The organism is Pseudomonas sp. ES3-33, from assembly GCF_000952175.1.
GTDB lineage: Bacteria > Pseudomonadota > Gammaproteobacteria > Pseudomonadales > Pseudomonadaceae > Aquipseudomonas > Aquipseudomonas gregormendelii.
The window spans coordinates 13,479-32,103 of record NZ_JZRI01000131.1 but is presented as its reverse complement, the minus strand read 5'-3'; the positions used below and the strand labels follow the sequence as shown (position 1 = coordinate 32,103).

At 61.7% G+C, this 18,625-nt stretch carries 15 protein-coding genes; 6 read left to right on the top strand and 9 right to left on the bottom strand.

Annotated features, from left to right (window positions below):
• Positions 1-153 precede the first annotated feature (153 nt).
• Positions 154-2,583, top strand: coding sequence for a TonB-dependent siderophore receptor (locus tag UB23_RS21980; protein ID WP_045061393.1), 2,430 nt, complete (start codon positions 154-156; stop codon positions 2,581-2,583).
• Positions 2,584-2,619: 36 nt separating this feature from the next.
• Here UB23_RS21980 and UB23_RS21975 read toward each other — a convergent pair whose 3' ends face one another.
• On the bottom strand, positions 2,620-3,495 hold the full coding sequence (locus tag UB23_RS21975) for an AraC family transcriptional regulator (protein ID WP_045061392.1): 876 nt from the start codon (positions 3,493-3,495) through the stop codon (positions 2,620-2,622).
• Between the two features lie 136 nt (positions 3,496-3,631).
• Here UB23_RS21975 and UB23_RS21970 point away from each other — a divergent pair, with 136 nt between their 5' ends.
• Positions 3,632-4,534: a DMT family transporter gene (locus UB23_RS21970; RefSeq protein WP_045061391.1), complete on the top strand. Its 903-nt coding sequence runs from the start codon at positions 3,632-3,634 to the stop codon at positions 4,532-4,534.
• 73 nt (positions 4,535-4,607) lie between these two features.
• Here UB23_RS21970 and UB23_RS21965 read toward each other — a convergent pair whose 3' ends face one another.
• Together UB23_RS21965 and UB23_RS21960 are read right to left on the bottom strand one after the other, a co-directional pair.
• Entirely contained in the window at positions 4,608-5,582 is a 975-nt protein-coding gene (locus tag UB23_RS21965; protein ID WP_045061390.1) for a 2-hydroxyacid dehydrogenase, read from the bottom strand.
• 76 nt (positions 5,583-5,658) lie between these two features.
• Positions 5,659-6,627 carry a LysR family transcriptional regulator gene (locus UB23_RS21960; protein ID WP_045061389.1) on the bottom strand — a complete coding sequence of 323 codons (969 nt, stop codon included), beginning with the start codon at positions 6,625-6,627 and terminating at the stop codon, positions 5,659-5,661.
• 259 nt (positions 6,628-6,886) lie between these two features.
• Here UB23_RS21960 and UB23_RS21955 point away from each other — a divergent pair, with 259 nt between their 5' ends.
• From UB23_RS21955 to UB23_RS21940, 4 genes are all read left to right on the top strand, one after another.
• Entirely contained in the window at positions 6,887-8,398 is a 1,512-nt protein-coding gene (locus UB23_RS21955; RefSeq protein ID WP_045061388.1) for an efflux transporter outer membrane subunit, read from the top strand.
• Positions 8,399-8,566: 168 nt separating this feature from the next.
• Entirely contained in the window at positions 8,567-10,759 is a 2,193-nt protein-coding gene (locus UB23_RS21950; RefSeq protein WP_045061387.1) for an FUSC family protein, read from the top strand.
• Positions 10,749-10,949 (top strand): DUF1656 domain-containing protein, encoded by a 201-nt coding sequence (locus tag UB23_RS21945; protein ID WP_045061386.1) that lies wholly within the window; start codon positions 10,749-10,751, stop codon positions 10,947-10,949. The genes UB23_RS21950 and UB23_RS21945 overlap by 11 nt, the downstream gene beginning before the upstream one ends.
• Positions 10,950-10,973: 24 nt before the next feature.
• Positions 10,974-11,831 (top strand): efflux RND transporter periplasmic adaptor subunit, encoded by an 858-nt coding sequence (locus UB23_RS21940; protein ID WP_045061385.1) that lies wholly within the window; start codon positions 10,974-10,976, stop codon positions 11,829-11,831.
• 30 nt (positions 11,832-11,861) lie between these two features.
• Here the strand turns inward: UB23_RS21940 and UB23_RS21935 are convergent, their stop codons facing one another.
• The 6 genes from UB23_RS21935 to UB23_RS21910 all read right to left on the bottom strand — a co-directional run bounded on the left by UB23_RS21935 (position 11,862) and on the right by UB23_RS21910 (position 18,453).
• Positions 11,862-12,686, bottom strand: a complete 825-nt coding sequence (locus UB23_RS21935; protein WP_045061384.1) for an SDR family oxidoreductase — start codon at positions 12,684-12,686, stop codon at positions 11,862-11,864.
• Between the two features lie 33 nt (positions 12,687-12,719).
• Entirely contained in the window at positions 12,720-13,184 is a 465-nt protein-coding gene (locus UB23_RS21930; RefSeq protein ID WP_045061383.1) for a multidrug transporter, read from the bottom strand.
• 244 nt (positions 13,185-13,428) lie between these two features.
• Positions 13,429-14,880, bottom strand: coding sequence for a mannose-1-phosphate guanylyltransferase/mannose-6-phosphate isomerase (locus UB23_RS21925; protein WP_045061382.1), 1,452 nt, complete (start codon positions 14,878-14,880; stop codon positions 13,429-13,431).
• 146 nt (positions 14,881-15,026) lie between these two features.
• On the bottom strand, positions 15,027-15,683 hold the full coding sequence (locus UB23_RS21920; protein ID WP_045061381.1) for an alginate O-acetyltransferase AlgF: 657 nt from the start codon (positions 15,681-15,683) through the stop codon (positions 15,027-15,029).
• A 17-nt stretch (positions 15,684-15,700) separates the two neighbouring features.
• Positions 15,701-16,876, bottom strand: a complete 1,176-nt coding sequence (locus UB23_RS21915; protein WP_045061380.1) for an alginate O-acetyltransferase — start codon at positions 16,874-16,876, stop codon at positions 15,701-15,703.
• A gap of 11 nt (positions 16,877-16,887) precedes the next feature.
• Positions 16,888-18,453 (bottom strand): MBOAT family O-acyltransferase, encoded by a 1,566-nt coding sequence (locus UB23_RS21910; RefSeq protein ID WP_045061379.1) that lies wholly within the window; start codon positions 18,451-18,453, stop codon positions 16,888-16,890.
• Positions 18,454-18,625 lie beyond the last annotated feature (172 nt).

Here is an 18,625-nt window from a genome sequence, read left to right as displayed (position 1 = left end):
GATCGTCCGAAGGCTCGGGCCGCGTTCGGACGATCTTTTGATCTTCTAGAAATATTTCAAAAATCAAGGTGAGGTAAAACCCCGCGCCATCCGTGTAGTGACTGAAACTGCGAGTCATTCGCATCCGTTGCGGTTCTACACAGGTCATGAGCAATGAAGTCCAGGGCAAAATTGGTTTCGGTCAAACATTGGTTGGGTGCATCTGCACTGGGCTTGACGGCGTCGGCCTTGCTGCCGTCGGGCGTTGCCTTGGGCGCTGACGCCGGGGCAACCCAGCAACATTCCCAGTTCACTTTCGCCCTGCCCGCCAAACCGTTGCCTCAGGCCCTGGCCGACTTCAGCCGGATCACCGGCCTGAGCGTGGTCTACACCGACGAAGCGCCCTACGGTATCAGCGCCCCGGCGGTCAGCGGGCAGATGAGTGCCGAGCAGGCATTGCAGCGTTTGCTGGGCGGCTCGGGCTTCACCTTCCGTCGAACGGATGCTCATACCCTCGCGCTGGAGCCGCTGCCCACCCAGGGCGCTGTGAACCTCGGCGCGACGACCATCACCTCGGTGCTGGATCAATCCACCAGCTATCAGCCGCCGCCCACCAGTTCGGTGATGCGCTCGCAGGCGTTGCTCCAGGAAATCCCGCAGACCGTCAACGTGATCCCGGCCCAGGTCATCCGCGATCAGGCACCGCGCAATCTGGATGATGCACTCGCCAACGTCAGCGGCATCACCCAAGGCAACACGCTGGGTAGCACCCAGGACTCGGTGATGACCCGCGGCTTCGGCGATAACCGCAATGGCTCGATCATGCGCGATGGCATGCCGGTGATACAGGGCAGGGGCCTCAACGCCACGGTGGACCGGGTCGAAGTGCTCAAGGGCCCGTCTTCGCTGCTGTACGGGATTCAAGACCCCGGCGGTGTCGTCAACATGGTCAGCAAGAAGCCCGAGCTTGAGCAATACAACGCCCTGAACCTGCGCGGCTCGACCTACGGCAACGGCAAGAACGGCAGCGGCGGCGGCCTCGACAGCACCGGTGCCCTGGGTGATTCCGGGTTCGCGTACCGCATGGTGCTGGACCACGATGACGAGGATTACTGGCGCAATTACGGAGTGCAGCGCGAGACCCTGGTAGCGCCGTCGCTGGCCTGGTTCGGTGACAACACCACGTTGTTGTTCGCCTATGAACACCGGGAATTTCTCACCCCGTTCGACCGCGGCACGGTCATCGATCCCCGGGACAATCATCCGCTGGACATCTCCCGCGGGCGTCGCCTCGACGAGCCGTTCAACGACATGGAAGGCCGGTCGGATCTCTATCATTTCGAGGCCGATCACCAGCTCAATGACAACTGGAGCGCGCACTTGGGCTACAGCTGGAACCGCGAGACCTACGACGCCAGCCAGGTCCGCGTCACGGCCATCAATACCACTAACGGCACGCTGACCCGCAGCATGGACGGCACGCACAACGCGATCAGCACCGATCGCTTCGCCACGGCCAGCGTGGAGGGGCGCGTCGATGTGGCAGGCATGCAGCATGACCTGGTGTTCGGGATCGATGACGAGTACCGCAAGATCTACCGTGCCGACCTGATCCGCCAGAAAAGCCTGAGCACCTTCAGCTACATCAATCCGGTGTACGGCCGCGAAGTGGAAGGCACCACAGTCAGCCCGGCGGACAGCGCACAGACCGACCTGCTGCGCAGCGATTCGATGTTCCTGCAGGACTCGATTCACTTGAACGAGCAGTGGATTCTGGTCGGTGGCGCGCGATTCCAGGCGTACGACCAGTACGCCGGCAAAGGCGTGCCGTTCCAGGCCAACACCGACAGCAACGGCCAGAAATGGGTGCCCCGCGCCGGCCTGGTGTACCGCTACACCGATGCCCTGTCGTTTTATGGCAGCTACACCGAATCGTTCAAGCCCAACTCGACCATTGCGCCGCTGAGCGGCAGCAGCACGGTGCTCGATGGCAGCATCGCCCCCGAAGAGGCCAAGTCATGGGAGGTCGGCGCCAAGCTGGATCTGCCAGGGCGCGTCACCGGCAACATCGCGTTGTTCGACATCAAGAAGCGCAATGTGCTGGTCGCCAATTCCGAAGGGCCGGTGACCCTCTACAGCGCTGCTGGCGAAGTACGATCCCGTGGCCTGGAAATGGATCTGAGCGGCCAGCTCAGTGACCGCTGGAGCATGATTGGCAGTTACGCGTACACCGACGCCGAGGTCACTGAAGATCCCACTTACAAGGGTAAGAAACTGCAGAATGTGGCGAAGAACAGCGGCTCGCTGTCGGCGGTGTATGACTTCGGCAATATAGTCGGAGGTGACCAGTTGCGGGTGGGCGCCGGCGCACGTTACGTCGGCGAGAGGGCGGGCAACGCGGTGAATGATTTTGACCTGCCCAGCTACACGGTGGCGGATGCGTTTGCCACCTATGACACCAAGGTCGAGGGGCAGACGGTCAAGTTCCAGCTCAACGTGAAGAACCTGTTTGATCGCACGTACTACACCTCGGCGGCGAGCCGCTTCTTCGTTTCTATGGGGGATTCGCGGCAGGTGACGCTGTCGAGTACGCTGGAGTTCTGACGAAGGCGGCAGCATAGGCGCCACCCCCCCCCAAGCCTATCGTAAAAAAGCCTGCCGATACTCCCCAGGCGTCCCACCCAACGCCTGGCGAAACCGGTTGGTGAAATGACTGGCACTGGAAAACCCGCACGCCAGTGCAATCTCCCCCAAGGGCTGTGCGCTTGTGCGCAACAGGTCCTGCGCCCGACGCAAGCGCCGCGCCAGCACATACTGGTGCGGCGGCAAGCCAAAGCTCTGGCGAAACATCCGCGCAAAGTGATACTCCGACAACGCGCACAATCCGGCCAGTTGCCCCAGGCTGATGGGCTCGGCCAGCTGACTGTCGATGAATTCGACCAGTTGCCGCCGCTGATGCGCCGCCAGTCCGCCCTTGAGCCGCAATCCTTCGCGCTTGCCCACCTGGCCAAGCAATACGTGACTGAGCATCTCGTGGGCCAGGCTGCTGGTGAGCAGGCGTTCGCCAGGCTCGTCCCAGTTGAGCGCGATCAACTGGCGAAAGCGCCGGACCTGGATCGGGTCGTCGAGAAAGGTGTGCTCGCGCAGGAGCAATTCGCGAGGTTCGCGGTCGAGCAGGGTGACGCAACCGAGGGCAAACTGCTCAGGGCTGAAATACACATGAGCCAGGCGGATATCGCCATTGATCACCCAGGCCGAGGGATGTTCGGCAGGCAGGATGCACAGCTTGTCCGGGCCGCCCATGATGCCGGGCTGATCACGGCGAAAGGTGCCGGTACCGCCGCCGATGTAGCAGGACAAGGTGTGGTGACTGGGCGCTTCGTAATCCTGAGCGTCGTGATGATTGTTCCACAGGGCTGCCGCCATGCCGTCACCGAGTTCGGCGCTGTGCTCGAGGCGAGCATGGGCCGAACGGTTAAGGGCTTGAAAGACTTGCAGGGATTCCAGTGCGGGCATTATCGATTCTCCAACGCCTTGCATCCTACTCCGTAGCACGTGACCTGCCAGCCCGTGGCCGGACAAAAGCGCAAGTTTATGCAAGTGCGCCGAAACCCGACGCAGGACACTGAGCTCCTATTCAGGAGTTTTGACCATGAACCTTTCGTTGTATTTGCTGACCGTGCTGATCTGGGGCACCACCTGGATTGCCTTGAAATGGCAGTTGGGCGTGGTCGCTATCCCGGTGTCGATCGTTTATCGCTTCGGCCTCGCCGCGCTGGTGCTGTTCGTGATGTTGCTGCTTACCCGACGCCTGCAGGTGATGAATCGCCGCGGCCATCTGATTTGCCTGGCGCAGGGTCTGTGCCTGTTCTGCGTCAACTTCATGTGTTTCCTCACCGCCAGCCAGTGGATCCCCAGCGGTCTGGTGGCGGTGGTGTTTTCCACGGCCACCTTGTGGAACGCCTTGAATGCCCGGGTGTTCTTCGGTCAGAAAATCGCTCGTAACGTCTTGATGGGGGGTGCTTTGGGCCTGATGGGGCTCGGTTTACTGTTCTGGCCAGAGCTTGCGGGCCACACCGCCTCCCCGGAAACCCTGCTGGGCCTGGGGTTGGCGCTATGCGGCACGCTGTGTTTTTCTGCCGGCAACATGTTGTCGAGCCTGCAGCAGAAAGCTGGCCTCAAGCCGCTGACGACCAATGCCTGGGGCATGGCTTATGGCGCAGCAATGTTGTCGGCCTGGTGCCTGGTCAGGGGCATCCCGTTCGACATGGAGTGGAATGGCCGTTACATCGGCTCATTGCTCTATCTGGTGATTCCAGGTTCGGTGATTGGCTTCACCGCCTACCTGACATTGGTCGGCCGCATGGGGCCGGAACGAGCCGCTTACTGCACCGTATTGTTCCCGGTGGTTGCACTGAATGTTTCGGCATTTGCCGAAGGTTATCAGTGGACCGCTCCGGCACTCGTCGGGCTGGTTTTGGTCATGCTGGGCAACGTGCTGGTGTTCCGTAAGCCTCGCGCGACGACCAGACCCATGGCCGGCAAATTGGCATAAGCAGCAGGGCCTTCACGAGTCTTTCACTGCTGTCAGATACATGGCACGCCGGTGAAGGCGTGCCAGGTCACAATCAGCCTTTCCAGGTCTGCGGATTGACCAGGTCTTGTGGGCGTTCGCCCTGCAGGGCGCTGCGCAGGTTAATAATGGCGCGATTGGCCATCGCTTCACGGGTTTCATGGGTGGCCGAGCCGATATGCGGCAGGGTGACGGCGTTCTTCAACTGGAACAACGGCGACTCGCTCAGCGGCTCTTTCTCGTAGACGTCCAGGCCCGCGCCACGAATGCGGTTGTTCTGCAGCGCTTCAATCAGTGCCGGTTCATCCACCACGGGCCCGCGCGAGATGTTCACCAGGATTGCGCCCGGCTTCATCAGTCCCAGTTCACGATGGCTGATCAGGTGTTTGGTCTTCTCGCTGAGCGGCACCACCAGGCAGACGAAATCGGCTTCGGCCAGCAACTGGTCGAGGCTGCGAAATTGCGCGCCGAGTTCCTGTTCCAGGTCGCTCTTGCGGCTGTTGCCGCTGTAGATAATTGGCATGTTGAAGCCCAGGCGGCCGCGCCGAGCGATCGCGGCGCCGATATTGCCCATGCCGACGATGCCCAGGGTCTTGCCATGCACATCGCTGCCGAACAGCGCCGCGCCGACGCTGGCCTGCCATTGGCCGGCCTTGGTCCAGGCATCCAGTTCAGCTACCCGGCGGGCGCTGCTCATGATCAGGGCGAACGCCAGGTCCGCCGTGCTCTCGGTCAGGACGTCAGGGGTATTGGTGAGCATGATGCCGCGCTCGTTGAAATACGCCACATCGTAGTTGTCGTAGCCCACCGAGACGCTGGACACCACCTGCAGCTTGGCTGCGGTCTCCAGCTGCGCACGCCCGAGCTTGCGTCCGACACCAATCAAGCCATGGGCGTGGGGCAGGGCCTCATTGAATTGGGCGTTGATATCGCCGTTTTTCGGGTTGGGCACGATGACGTCGAAATCCTGCTTCAGGTCTTCGATCATCTGTGGCGTGATGCGGCTAAAGGCGAGTACGGTCTTTTTCATGGGTGGAGGGCTCGTCGGGCGGTGAGAATGCCAAGCACGCTAACATTCTTTTCCGGTACCGGGCGAGCCTGGGCAGTCAATTCGCCAGCCGGACACCGGCCAGGCTGCCGCTCAATTCATAAGCCGCCAATTCCGCCTGATGCGCCGCCAATATTTCCGGCAACGACCCACGCAGGTACTCGACCCAGGTCTTGATCTTCGCGTCCAGATATTGCCGCGAAGGATAGATCGCATACAGGTTCAGTTCCTGTGAGCGGTAATTGGGCATTACCCGCACCAGCGTGCCGTTGCGCAGGCCTTCAATGGCCGCGTAAACCGGCAGAACGCCCACGCCCATGCCGCTGGTGATTGCCGTTTTCATGGCGTCCGCTGAATTCACCAGGAACGGCGAGGTATTGATGGTGACCATTTCCTGGCCCTCCGGGCCATCGAACGTCCATTTCTCAAGCGGTATCACCGGGCTCACCAGGCGCAGGCAGGCGTGGTTCAGCAGGTCGCTGGGTTTGTGCGCACAGCCATTGGCTTTCACATAGGCCGGCGAGGCGCAGACGATGCTGTAGGTGATGCCCAGTCGTTGCGAGACGAAGCCGGAGTCTGGCAATTCGCTGGCCAGCACGATGGACACGTCGTAGCCCTCGTCGAGCAGGTCTGGCACGCGGTTGGCCAGGGTCAGGTCGAAGGTCACGTCGGGGTGGGTTTTGCGGTAGCGGGCGATGGCGTCGATCACGAAGTGCTGACCGATACCGGTCATGGTGTGCACCTTGAGCTGGCCGGCAGGGCGGGCGTGCGCGTCGCTGGCTTCGGCCTCGGCTGCTTCGACGTAGGCAAGGATCTGTTTGCAGCGCAGCAGGTAGCGCTTACCGGCCTCGGTGAGCGCGATGCGGCGGGTGGTGCGGTTGAGCAGTCGGGTTTGCAGGTGGGCCTCCAGGTTGGAGACCGCGCGCGAGACGTTGGCCGTCGTGGTGTCGAGTTGCACGGCGGCGGCGGTGAAGCTGCCAGCCTCGGCCACGTAACTGAAGGCGCGCATGTTTTGCAAAGTGTCCATGGGGTGCTCTCTGGGCGAATGACAAATTGTGACACAACGTTTCAGAGTCCGAGACCCCGACCAAGGGATTATCGCGTTAACGGTAACAAAGATTCACAAGAATCCCAGCTTATCGCCAACAAAACCCGCCCCTAGAATTGCGCCCACCCTGGTAGGAGCTGCCGCAGGCTGCGATCTTTTGATCTTAAGATTCAAGATCAAAATATCGCAGCCTGCGGCAGCTCCTACGGGGATCTCCCTTATTTCAGGAATATCCGCAGTGCCGCGTCGCATCAGCAGAGCGCTTCAGACGTTCAGTGTTTTCGCCCTTTCCCTGGTCATCAGCGGCTGCATCGGCACCGCAGGCATCGCCCCGCAGGGCGAGGCACTGCAGGCCAATGCCCTGGCCACCGACGAAGCTATCCAACACGCTGCAAAGGACGCCAACTGGCCTGTCGCTCAATGGTGGCAGGCCTACCGCGACCCTCAGTTGAATCACTGGATCGACCTGGCCCTGCAGGGCAGCCCGACCCTGGCCATCGCAGCCGCACGGGTACGCCAGGCCAGGGCCATGGCGGGTATCGCCGAATCCGCCGAGTCACTGCAGATCAACGCCGAGTCGACCCTCAAGCGCCACAACTGGCCTTCCGATCAGTTTTACGGGCCGGGCGAACTGGCCGATACCACGACCTGGGACAACAACGCCGCGCTGGGCTTCAGCTACGCCCTCGACCTCTGGGGCCGCGAGCGCAATGCCAGCGAGCGCGCCGTGGACCTGGCGCATATGAGCGCCGCCGAGGCCAGGCAGGCTCAGCTCGAATTGCAGAACAACGTCGTGCGCGCCTATATCGAATTGTCGCTGCATTACGCCCAGCGCGACATCGTGGCCGCGACGCTGCAGCAGCAACAGCAGATTCTTGAACTGGCGCAAAAGCGCCTGGACGCCGGCATCGGTACGCACTTTGAAGTCAGCCAGGCCGAAACCCCGCTGCCCGAAACCCATCGCCAACTCGACGCGCTGGACGAGGAGATCGCCCTCAGCCGCAATCAGCTGGCGGCATTGGCAGGTTTTGGGCCTGGTAACGGGGCGCAATTGCAGCGGCCGACCTTGTCCTTGGGGGCGGCGTTGAAGCTGCCATCGGCGCTGCCGGCGCAGTTGCTTGGGCAACGGCCGGACGTGGTTGCCAGTCGCTGGCAAGTGGCGGCGCAGGCGCGGGGCATCGATGTCGCGCATGCGGGTTTCTACCCCAACGTCGACCTGGTCGGCAGCCTCGGTTACATGGCCACTGGCGGTGGGGCACTGGAGTTCCTGACCGGCAAGAAACTCAACTACAGCGTCGGTCCGGCGCTCTCGTTGCCGATCTTCGACGGCGGTCGGTTGCGGGCGCAGTTGGGTGAAGCATCGGCCGGCTATGACATCGCCGTGGCCCGCTACAACCAGACCCTGGTCAACGCCCTGAAGAACATCTCGGACCAGTTGATCCGCCGCGAGTCCATGGACAAGCAGCAGACGTTCGCCGCCGAGTCCGTGGCCGCCGCGCAGAAGACCTACGACATCGCCATGATCGCCTACCAGCGCGGTCTCACCGATTACCTCAATGTGCTCAATGCCCAGACGTTGCTGTTCAAACAGCAGCAAGTGCAGCAGCAGGTCCAGGCCGCGCGCCTGAGTGCCCACGCAGAGCTGGTGACAGCACTGGGCGGCGGGTTAGGGGCGGGCGCGGATGTGCCGCAAGACAGCCAGACCCAGGCGCCGAAAACCCCGGCCCTGCTCAGGAGCCTCTCCCATTGATCACCACACCTGCGGCAGACCCTGTGGGAGTGAGCCTGCTCGCGATGAGGGCGCATCAGTCAATGAGTGTGTTGCCTGACAAAGCGCCATCGCGAGCAGGCTCGCGCCCACAGGTTCCAAGTCGCCTGCAGGGCTTGCGTCCGACAAAATTTCATTGAGCAGGACACCATGACACCCTTGCCCGCACCGCTGCGCTGGCTGTACTCCCTCGAATGGCGCCGGGGCTTTTTTGACTGGGCGCGCAGCGATGGCGTGACCTGGGTCTACATCTTTAAAGTGCTGTTCGCCGCCTTCCTGACCCTGTGGCTGGCGATGCGCCTGGAACTGCCGCAGCCGCGCACGGCGATGATTACCGTGTTTATCGTCATGCAACCGCAGAGTGGTCAGGTGTTCGCCAAGAGCTTCTATCGCTTCCTTGGTACGCTGACGGGTTCGGCGGTGATGGTCGCACTGATTGCCCTGTTCGGGCAGAACACCGAACTGTTCCTGGGTTCGCTGGCGATCTGGGTCGGCATCTGTTCGGCTGGGGCGGCGCGTTACCGCAATTTCCGCGCGTACGGGTTTGTGCTGGCCGGCTACACCGCCGCGATGGTCGGCCTGCCGGCGCTGGCCCATCCGGACGGCGCCTTCATGGCGGCCGTCTGGCGGGTGCTGGAAATCTCCCTGGGGATTCTCTGCGCCACCCTGGTCAGCGCCGCGATCTTGCCGCAAACCGCCAGTGCGGCAATGCGCAATGCCTTGTATCAACGCTTTGGCGTGTTTGCCCTGTTCGTCACCGATGGCTTGCGCGGCCGCAGCCAGCGGGACGCGTTTGAAGCCAGCAACGTGCGGTTTATTGCTGAAGCGGTCGGCCTGGAAGGCCTGCGCAGTGTCACCGTATTCGAGGACCCGCACATGCGCCGGCGCAATGGCCGCCTCAATCGCCTGAACAGCGAGTTCATGGGCATCACCACCCGATTTAATGCCCTGCATCAGTTGCTGGAACGGCTGCGCAGCAGTGGCACCGATCACGTGGTGGCGGCCATCACCCCGGGCCTGCAGGACCTGGCCGAACTGCTCGACAACTTCAGCGGTCGCGCCCTGACCAGCCCCGATGCCGCACGCCTGGCGTTGGCTTTGGCGACCTACAAGGAGCATTTGCCAGCCCGGGTGCGCAGCTTGCGGGCAACATTCCAGGAGAGTGAACCGAGCGATTCCGAGCAGCTGGATTTTCATACCGCGTACGAGTTGCTGTATCGCTTCGTCGACGACCTGCACGGGTACGCCCAGACACACGCCTCGCTGGCCGAGCACCGCCATGCGCGGGAGCAGTGGGACGAGCCGTTCACCCCGCAGACCAACTGGCTGGCGGCGGCCGCATCAGGCATTCGCGCGGCGTTTGTGCTGGTGGTGCTGGGCAGTTACTGGGTGGCCACGGCCTGGCCGAGCGGGGCGACCATGACCCTGATTGCCGCCGCGACCATTGGCCTGTCCGCTGCCACTGCGAACCCCAAGCGCATGGCGTTTCAAATGGCCTGCGGGACCCTCCTCGGCGCGCTGATCGGTTTCATCGAGATGTTTTTCATCTTCCCCTGGATCGACGGTTTCCCGTTGCTGTGCGTGATGCTCGCGCCAGTAATCGTGCTGGGCTCGTTCCTGTCGTCGCGGCCGCAATATGCCGGTGTAGGCCTGGGCCTGCTGATCTTCTTCAGCACTGGATCTGTCCCCGATAACCTCACGGTCTACAACCCCTACACTTTCATCAACGACTACATCGCCATGGTGTTGGGCATGCTGGTGTGCGCGGCCGCCGGGGCGATCATTTTACCGCCCAACAGCCGCTGGCTGTGGCGCCGGCTGGAGCAGGACCTGCGCGGCCAGGTGGTGTTCGCCATCAGCGGCAAGCTCAAGGGCCTGGCCTCCAGTTTCGAAAGCCGCACCCGCGACCTGCTGCACCAGGCCTACGGGCTCGCGGCGGGTCAGCCTCAGGTGCAACGAGACTTGTTGCGCTGGATGTTCGTGGTGCTGGAAGTCGGCCACGCGATCATCGAGTTGCGCAAGGAGCAGGCGATCCTGCCGGTGCATCCGGCCTATGCCGAGTCCCAGCCGTGGCGCCAGGCGATTCGCGTGATGGGTCGCTCCCTGGTGCGCCTGTTCCTGCAGCCGAGCCAGAGCAATCTGGAGCGCGGCCTGATCGCCGTCGACCACGCCATCAGTCGCGTACAGGCCACCGACGAACCTTTCGCGCCGCACTTTGATACCTCGGCGCTACGTCGGGTCAAGAGCTACCTGCACTTCATCCGCACCTCGCTGCTGGACCCGCAATCGCCATTGGCCGCGTATGCCGCCACCCGGCCCCAAGGACTTGATCATGCCTCGTGAAATTGCCTTCCACGGCGTGTACATGCCGACCATGACGCTGATGTTCTTCCTCGCCGTCGCGTTGGCCTGGGCCCTGGACCGGTTCCTGTCCGGGTTCGACCTCTACCGTTTTTTCTGGCACCCGGCGTTGCTGCGCCTGAGCCTGTTTACCTGTCTGTTTGGCGCCTTGGCGCTGACTGTCTACCACTGACTCTCTGCCTTAGAGAATGCCTTGATGAAAAAGCTTTTCAGCCTGCTCGCCACGTTGCTGGTGCTGGCGCTTGCAATATGGATCGGCCGGACCCTGTGGGTGCATTACATGGACACACCCTGGACGCGCGATGGCCGGGTGCGCGCGGACATCATCAACGTTGCCGCCGATGTCACCGGGGAAGTGGTGGATGTGCCGGTGCGCGACAACCAGTTGGTTCGCAAAGGCGATCTGTTGATGCAGATCGATCCCGAGCACTACCGCATCGCGGTCAAACAGGCCCAGGCGCTGGTGGCCTCACGCAAGTCGACCTGGGAAATGCGCAAGGTCAACGCCCATCGTCGCGCCGACATGGACGCGCTGGTGATCTCCAAAGAGAACCGCGACGACGCCAGCAACATCGCCGACTCGGCCCTGGCTGATTACCAGCACGCCCAGGCGCAACTGGAAGCGGCGCAACTGAATCTCAAGCGCACCGAAGTACGTGCTGCAGTCGACGGTTATGTCACCAATCTCAACGTGCATCGTGGCGACTATGCGCGCATCGGCGAAGCAAAAATGGCCGTGGTGGATATGAACTCGTTCTGGGTCTACGGCTTCTTCGAAGAAACCAAGCTGCCCCACGTAAGGGTGGGCGACAAGGCGGACATGCAGTTGATGAGCGGCGAAGTGCTCAAGGGACATGTCGAGAGTATTTCCCGCGGCATCTACGATCGGGACAACCCGCAGAGCCGCGAGCTGATCGCCGATGTGAACCCGACCTTCAACTGGGTACGTCTGGCCCAGCGGGTGCCGGTACGGATTCACATCGACGAGGTACCGGAGGGGGTGCTGTTGGCGGCGGGGATTACCTGTACGGTGATCGTCAACAACGGACTCTGAAACGCTACGTATTGCTGGGTCGACTCGGTATCAGAGCTGCCCACGCAACCCGAACCGCTTCATCAACCCCGACTCCAGCAATCCCTTGGGCAACAACCCCGCCAGCAACGGCAACGCCCGGCTGCCATTGCCCAACCGCAGCAGTCGCGGTGGTTTGTTTTGTTGCACAGCCTTGAGCAGCCCCGCCGCAAATTCAGTGGCCGGGGTCGGGTTGTCTTGCGAGGCCTTGGCCCGCGCACGAATGCCTTCACGCAGCGGCCACCACGGTGATTGCTCGGTGATCAATTGTTCGGCTTCATGGCCGGCATTCTTCGCGAAGCTGGACTCGATTGCGCCCGGCTGAACTTCCATGACGCGGATACCAAACGGCGCCAGTTCCATGCGCAGCGCATCGCTCAAGGCATGTACCGCGGCCTTCGACGCACAGTAGGCGCCGGCGAATGGTGTCACCAGCACCCCGGATACGCTGCCGATATTCACCACCAGGCCTTTGGTGCGACGCAGCACCGGAAACATTGCGCGGGTGACACCGACAATCGCGAACACATTGGTTTCGAACTGGCGCTGCATCGCCGCCACACCGCCATCGAGCAGCGGCCCCATGGCGCCATACCCGGCGTTGTTGATCAGCACATCGAGGCCGCCGCGCTCCTGGTTGATCCGTGCACTCAATACCTCCAGCGCCGCAGCGTCGTTGACGTCCAGCTGCACGGCGGTAAAGCCGGCAGCGCTCAACGCGGCCACGTCTTCGGGTTTGCGGGCACTGGCCCAGACTTCGTAACCGGCCGCCTTGAAGGCGTCGGCTAGGGCGCGGCCAATGCCGCTGGAACAACCGGTAATCAACGCAATCGGCATGGCGCAGTCCTTGTGCAGGAGAAAATGGAGAGGTCAGTCGGAGAAACTGCCTTGCAGACGCTCGGCGCGAAACTCGAGGGTTTCCGGGCGATAACCGGGACGCAACGGCGGCATGGGCAAACAGTCTTCCCAGTTGCCACCGGCCTGCAGTTCGCCAGGGCCACGGTAGCGCGGTGCGGTGTATTGGTTGTCGGCGAGGTTGACCGTGTCGCCCGGCGCATAGGCACCGACGCGCCAGCGCAGTTCGGTCAGCGGCACGTCGTTGGCGTTGTTCATGGTCAGGTGCAACGGCCGGTCTGCGGGGCAGCTCTGTGGTGCATAGCTGATACGTAGCTCCAGGCGTTCGAGTTGCTTGAGCTCGCGATGATCCATCCAGATGACCCAGGTGGCCACGAGGCCCAGCCCAACGGCGGCCGCCAGGGACACCGGCAAGGCTTTGGCGGGGTAGCGCAGGAGCAGGACCAGCCAGGTAATGACCAGCAGGACGCCGATAAACATGACGCGAAACCTCAGGGTTAGAGGACGTCATCCTACCTAAGCGCAGGGGAGGTTGGCGATGGGCAGTGCCAAAGTCAAAAGATCGCAGCCTTCGGCAGCTCCTACATGGCGGCGCGCACCCTGTAGGAGCTGCCGAAGGCTGCGATCTTTTGATCTTGATGGATTACAAAAAAGCCCCCGACCAACCCGCTGCGGATGGGGATTCGCAGCGGTCTGGGCGGGGGCTTCCTGTTTTGCTGAACGCTTACTGCGCGATGGTTTTCACCGACACGCCACGCTCGATCGGGGTGGAGCGACCGTAGATATCTTCAAACCGCTCGATATCGTCTTCGCCCAGGTAGCTGCCCGATTGCACTTCGATGATCTCGAGTGGAATCTTGCCCGGGTTGCGCAAGCGGTGAACCGAAGCGATCGGAATGTAGGTCGACTGGTTCTCGCACAGCAGGAACACGTTGTCGTCGCAGGTCACTTCCGCCGTGCCGCTGACCACAATCCAGTGTTCGGCGCGGTGGTGGTGCATCTGCAGCGACAGGCACGCGCCCGGCTTGACCGAGATGTGCTTGACCTGGAAGCGTCCACCCATGTCCACCGAGTCGTAGGAACCCCACGGGCGATAGACCTCGCAGTGGTTCTGGGTTTCGCTGCGACCCTGCTCGTTGAGGGTATTGACCATCTGTTTCACGCCCTGGACCGAGTCCTTGTGCGCGATCATCATGGCGTCCTTGGTTTCGACCACCACGATGTTTTCCAGGCCGATCACCGACACCAGTTTGCCGTTGCCGTGGATCATGCAGTTCTTGCTGTCCTGGATCACCACGTCGCCTTTGGTGACGTTGCCGTTGGCGTCCTTCTCGTTGACCTCCCACAGCGACGACCAGCAGCCGACGTCGCTCCAGCCGGCCGTGAGTGGCACGACGCAGGCGCGTTGGGTTTTTTCCATCACCGAGTAATCGATGGAATTGTCCGGGCAGCAGGCGAAGGTGGCTTCGTCGAAGGTGATGGTGTCCGCGTCCTGTTCGCTGCGCTCAAGGGTCAGCAGGCAGGTGTCGTAGATGTCCGGATCGTGCTTCTTCAGCTCTTCGAGGAAACGGCTGGCGCGGAACAGGAACATGCCGCTGTTCCAGAAATAACCGCCGGACTGGACAAACTCGGTGGCGCGTTTCACGTCCGGTTTCTCGACGAATTGCGAGACGCGGCTGACGCCTTCGGGCAGCAGCGAATCATTGGTCGACTTGATGTAGCCGTAGCCGGTTTCCGGTTTGGTGGCCGGCACGCCGAACAGCACCATTTCGCCGTTTTCCGCAGCGACTGTCGCCAGGGCCAGGGCTCGCTGCAGGGCTTTCTGGTCTTCGAGCACGTGGTCGGCCGGCAGCACCAGCATCAACTCATCGCGACCCTCGTTGATCAGCATCATCGCGGTCAAGGCTACCGCAGGCGCGGTGTTGCGACCGAACGGCTCCATGAGGATGCGCTGGGTCTCCAGCTTGCGGGCACTGAGCTGTTCGTTGACGATGAAGCGGTGGTCCTTGTTGCAGACCACGATCGGGGTGTCCATGCCATCGAACACCAGGCGTTCCAGGGTTTGCTGGAACAGCGTGTGCTCGCCGGTCAGGGCGAGGAACTGCTTGGGGAATTGCTTACGCGAAAGCGGCCAAAGACGTGAGCCGCTACCACCTGACAAGATCACCGGAATCATGTTGTTACTCCTTGAAAATCGTTTGGTTAGAGCTACGAACGCTGTGTCGTTTCACTCTTGTTTTTGTTCCGTGTCAGAAGGTCGACGCAGCTCCTACAGGGGCCCGTTTCAAGGCCCCGGTGGGTGTCAGCCTTCCGAAAAAATGATTAGCGCGTCGAAACCGGGCGTTTTACCCAGACTGGCGACAGGCTGCTGCCTTTGCCGGTGACGTACAGCACGGCGGCTTCACCGCGTTCCAGGGCAACCGGTTTCACGTCGCCGACTTTGGTGGCGCCGTCGTACAGGGCCAGGCTGACTTTGACCGGGTTGATTTCACGCTCGCCACGGCCCTTGGCCGCCACGGACGGCACAACTTCAGTCTTGCCGTCAGCCGTTTTCAGGGTCAGGGCCTTGTCGCTCAGGTTTTGCACGCGTACCAGGGATTTCTGCTTGTTCTTGAACGGCGGTTCTTCGATCAGTTGCGGCGCGCCGCTGGCGTTGTTGACCAGGGTGTAATAGTGGTCACCGGCCAGTTTTACCGGCAGCGACTGGCTGCCGACCTTGGCGCTGTAGTCGCCGCCCGGCATGAAGCTGAAGTCAGTGCTGGACAGCGGCGCGACTTCGGCCAGGTTGGTGCTGCCGACGGTGGCGCTGACTTCAGCATTACCTGCGTTGTAGACACGCACGAAGCTCGAGCCTTTCGGTGCGGTCGGGCCGTAGAGCGCGGAGTCGCCACCGGCGAATGCGTTCATCGACAGGACGCTGAAGGTCGCGGCCAGTGCAAAGGTCTTGGCGAGACGACGAGGAGTTGTAGTGAAAGTCATGGTAGTACCTCTCTCTTTCAGTTTTGCGCCCGGTCGGGCGTCTCGGATTTAGTGTTTGCGGCTACGTTTTGTTGGCGGGCGCCGGCTTGTTTAAGCTCTGCGACCCACTGCGGGTCGGCGTCACCGATTTCGTTGTTCACAGGCAGATAACGTTCAGGAAACTCCCAGATCAGCACCTGTGGCGGGCTGTTCTTGAAAGCGTCGCTTTTGAGGTAGGTGAGCATCGGCAGAATCGGGCCATGGCCGTCTTCGGCGTAATTGACCACGTCGCTGTTGAGCGCCTGTTTCAGCGCGCCGACGAAGTTCCAGTTCGGGTTGGCGCTGTAGCTGGTGCCAATCAACGCCACGGGAACTTCGGTGTTGGCGAACAGGGCGTCATCACCGGCTGGCTGCTCGCCAGTGGCGACCGTGTTGCGCTTCTGCAACGGCTCTTGTGCCGGCATCAGGTTTTCGAACAGCGGGTCCAGCGGCAGGAACAGGCGCAGGTCGCCTTTGTGGGTGACTTTCTCCCCAGGCTGGGTGACGAAGTGTTGCGGTTCGCCGCTCAGCGGGAACTTGGCGGTAATGGTTTTGGCCAGGGTTTCGGCAGCCACTTGCGCGCCTTCCGGCGTCCAGTGAGTGTCGGTGCGCAGGAACACTTGCTCACCCCTGAGCTTGGCCTGGTTGAACGGGCCGAGCAGGTCCGGGGCGAGGATCTTGTTGGCTGCCACGCGGGCGTGGAAGTCCTGGTACAGGTTGCCGTGAATGCTCGAGGGCTTCACGTCACCCAGGTGCTCCGGATACAGGCGCGCCTTGGCCGGCACGATCGCCATCACCAGTTTCACGCCTTTGTCTTTCAAGGTCTGGCGTACGCCTTCGACCAGCGCGTAGTTGCCTTGCAGGTTCAACTCTTCGTTGACGATCGGGTTGAACTCTTCATCGCTGTACAGCCATTGATCGCGACCGAGCACCACGCCCGGACGACCTTCGTTGAACAGTTTGAAATCCAGCGCAGCCCACAGGTTGGTGCCCAGGCGCTTGATCGGGAACTCTTCGTCGTAGTGCGTCTCGACCGCTTTGGCCCAGCGCCCGTTGAGTACCGTGGTTTCGGCGTTGGTGCTGAAGCCCAGGAAGCTGCGCGTGGACCACAGCCCCAGGACCACCAGGATCACCATGAACAGGGCGATGTAGAACAGACGTAATGAGCGGGTCATGGTCAGATCCCTCAGAACTGGAAGTAAAGGAACGGCGAGAAGCTTTGCGCCGACAGTTTGAAAATCGAGGCAATGAACAGCAGCAGTACCAGGGTGCGCATCACGTAACGCGACCAGTCAGCGGTCCAGTAGGCCGGTTGCACGGTGGCTTCAACGCCAACGGTGTAGCCCGGTTCGTGGATGCTGGCCGGGTTGTCGCCCGGTACGGCCTTGATCATTCCAGGGGTGGCAGTCGCTGGGCCTTCGGCCGTAGCGTCCACCGCAGGTTTGGACTTTTCAGGCGGCAGGTTGCTGTAGAAATCACGAATGCCGAAGAACGCCAGGGTGGCGTAGGCCACGAACAGGGTCGCCACTTGCAGGCCGGTGAGGCTGGCCTGGTTGAGTTCCGACAGCGACCACTCGCCGAAGCTGAACATCGCGCCGTACATGCGACCGGCGACGTGCAGGTTTTCCGAGCGGAAGATGACCCAGCCCATGACCACCAGCAGGAACGTCAGGGCCCAGCGGATCGGGTTGATGCTGCGTGGCGAGGTATTCAGGCCCAGGGCCTTTTCGATCGCCAGCCACATGCCGTGCCATGCACCCCAGATGATGTAGGTGATGTTCGCACCGTGCCACAGACCACCGAGCAGCATGGTCAGGAACAGGTTGCGATATGTCGTCAGCGTGCCTTTGCGGTTACCGCCCAGGGTGATGTACAGGTAGTCACGCAGCCAGGTGGACAGGCTGATGTGCCAGCGCCGCCAGAACTCGGTGATCGACTGGCTGATGTACGGCTGCTTGAAGTTTTCCATGAAGCGGAAACCCATCATCAAGCCCAGGCCGATGGCCATGTCGCTGTAGCCGGAGAAGTCGAAATACAGTTGCGCGGTGTAGGCCAGGGCGCCGAGCCAGGCGTCGCCGGTGGTCGGGTTCTGCAAGGCGAAGCAGTGGTCGGCGACCACTGCCAGGGTGTCGGCGATGAAGACTTTCTTGATGAAACCCTGCATGAACCGCGTGCAGCCCTCGGAAAACTTGTCGAGGGTGTGGGTGCGGTTGTTGAACTGATCGGCGAGGTCGCGAAAACGCAGGACCGGGCCGGCAATCAGGTGCGGGAAGATCGCCACGAAAGCGGCAAAGTCGATCAGGTTGCGTGTCGCCGGGGTATCACCGCGATAGACGTCGATGATGTAGCTGATGGACTCGAAGATGTAGAACGAGATACCGATCGGCAGCAGCACGTGGGTCAGGATGAAGGGCGACAGGCCGACCGAGGTCATCATCGCATTGATGCTGTCGACGCCAAAGTTGGCGTACTTGAAGTAGCCCAGAATGCACAGGTCGACAGCCACGCCGAGCAGCAGCCAGCGCTGTGCCGGTTTGGTACGCACGCCGGCGGCGCCGACTTTGAGGCCGATCCAGTAGTTCCACAGCGTGACGGCTGCGAACAGTGCAAGGAAGTCCACGCGCCACCAGGCATAGAACACGTAACTGGCGAGCAGCAGCAGCAGGTTGCGATAGCGTATTCCGCTCAGATAGTACATGCCGAGAAAGATCGGCAAGAACAGAAACAGGAACACATTGGATGAAAATACCATCCCGATCTCTCCGTGTTTAACCAACATTCAAGGGCCAGCGGCCCCCCCAAACCCCCCACGAACAACCGGGGGCTAACTCACAAAACTCAAACTCGACACCGACCCTGTAGGAGCTGCCGAAGGCTGCGATCTTTTGATCCTGATCTTTACAAGCAAGATCAAAAGATCGCAG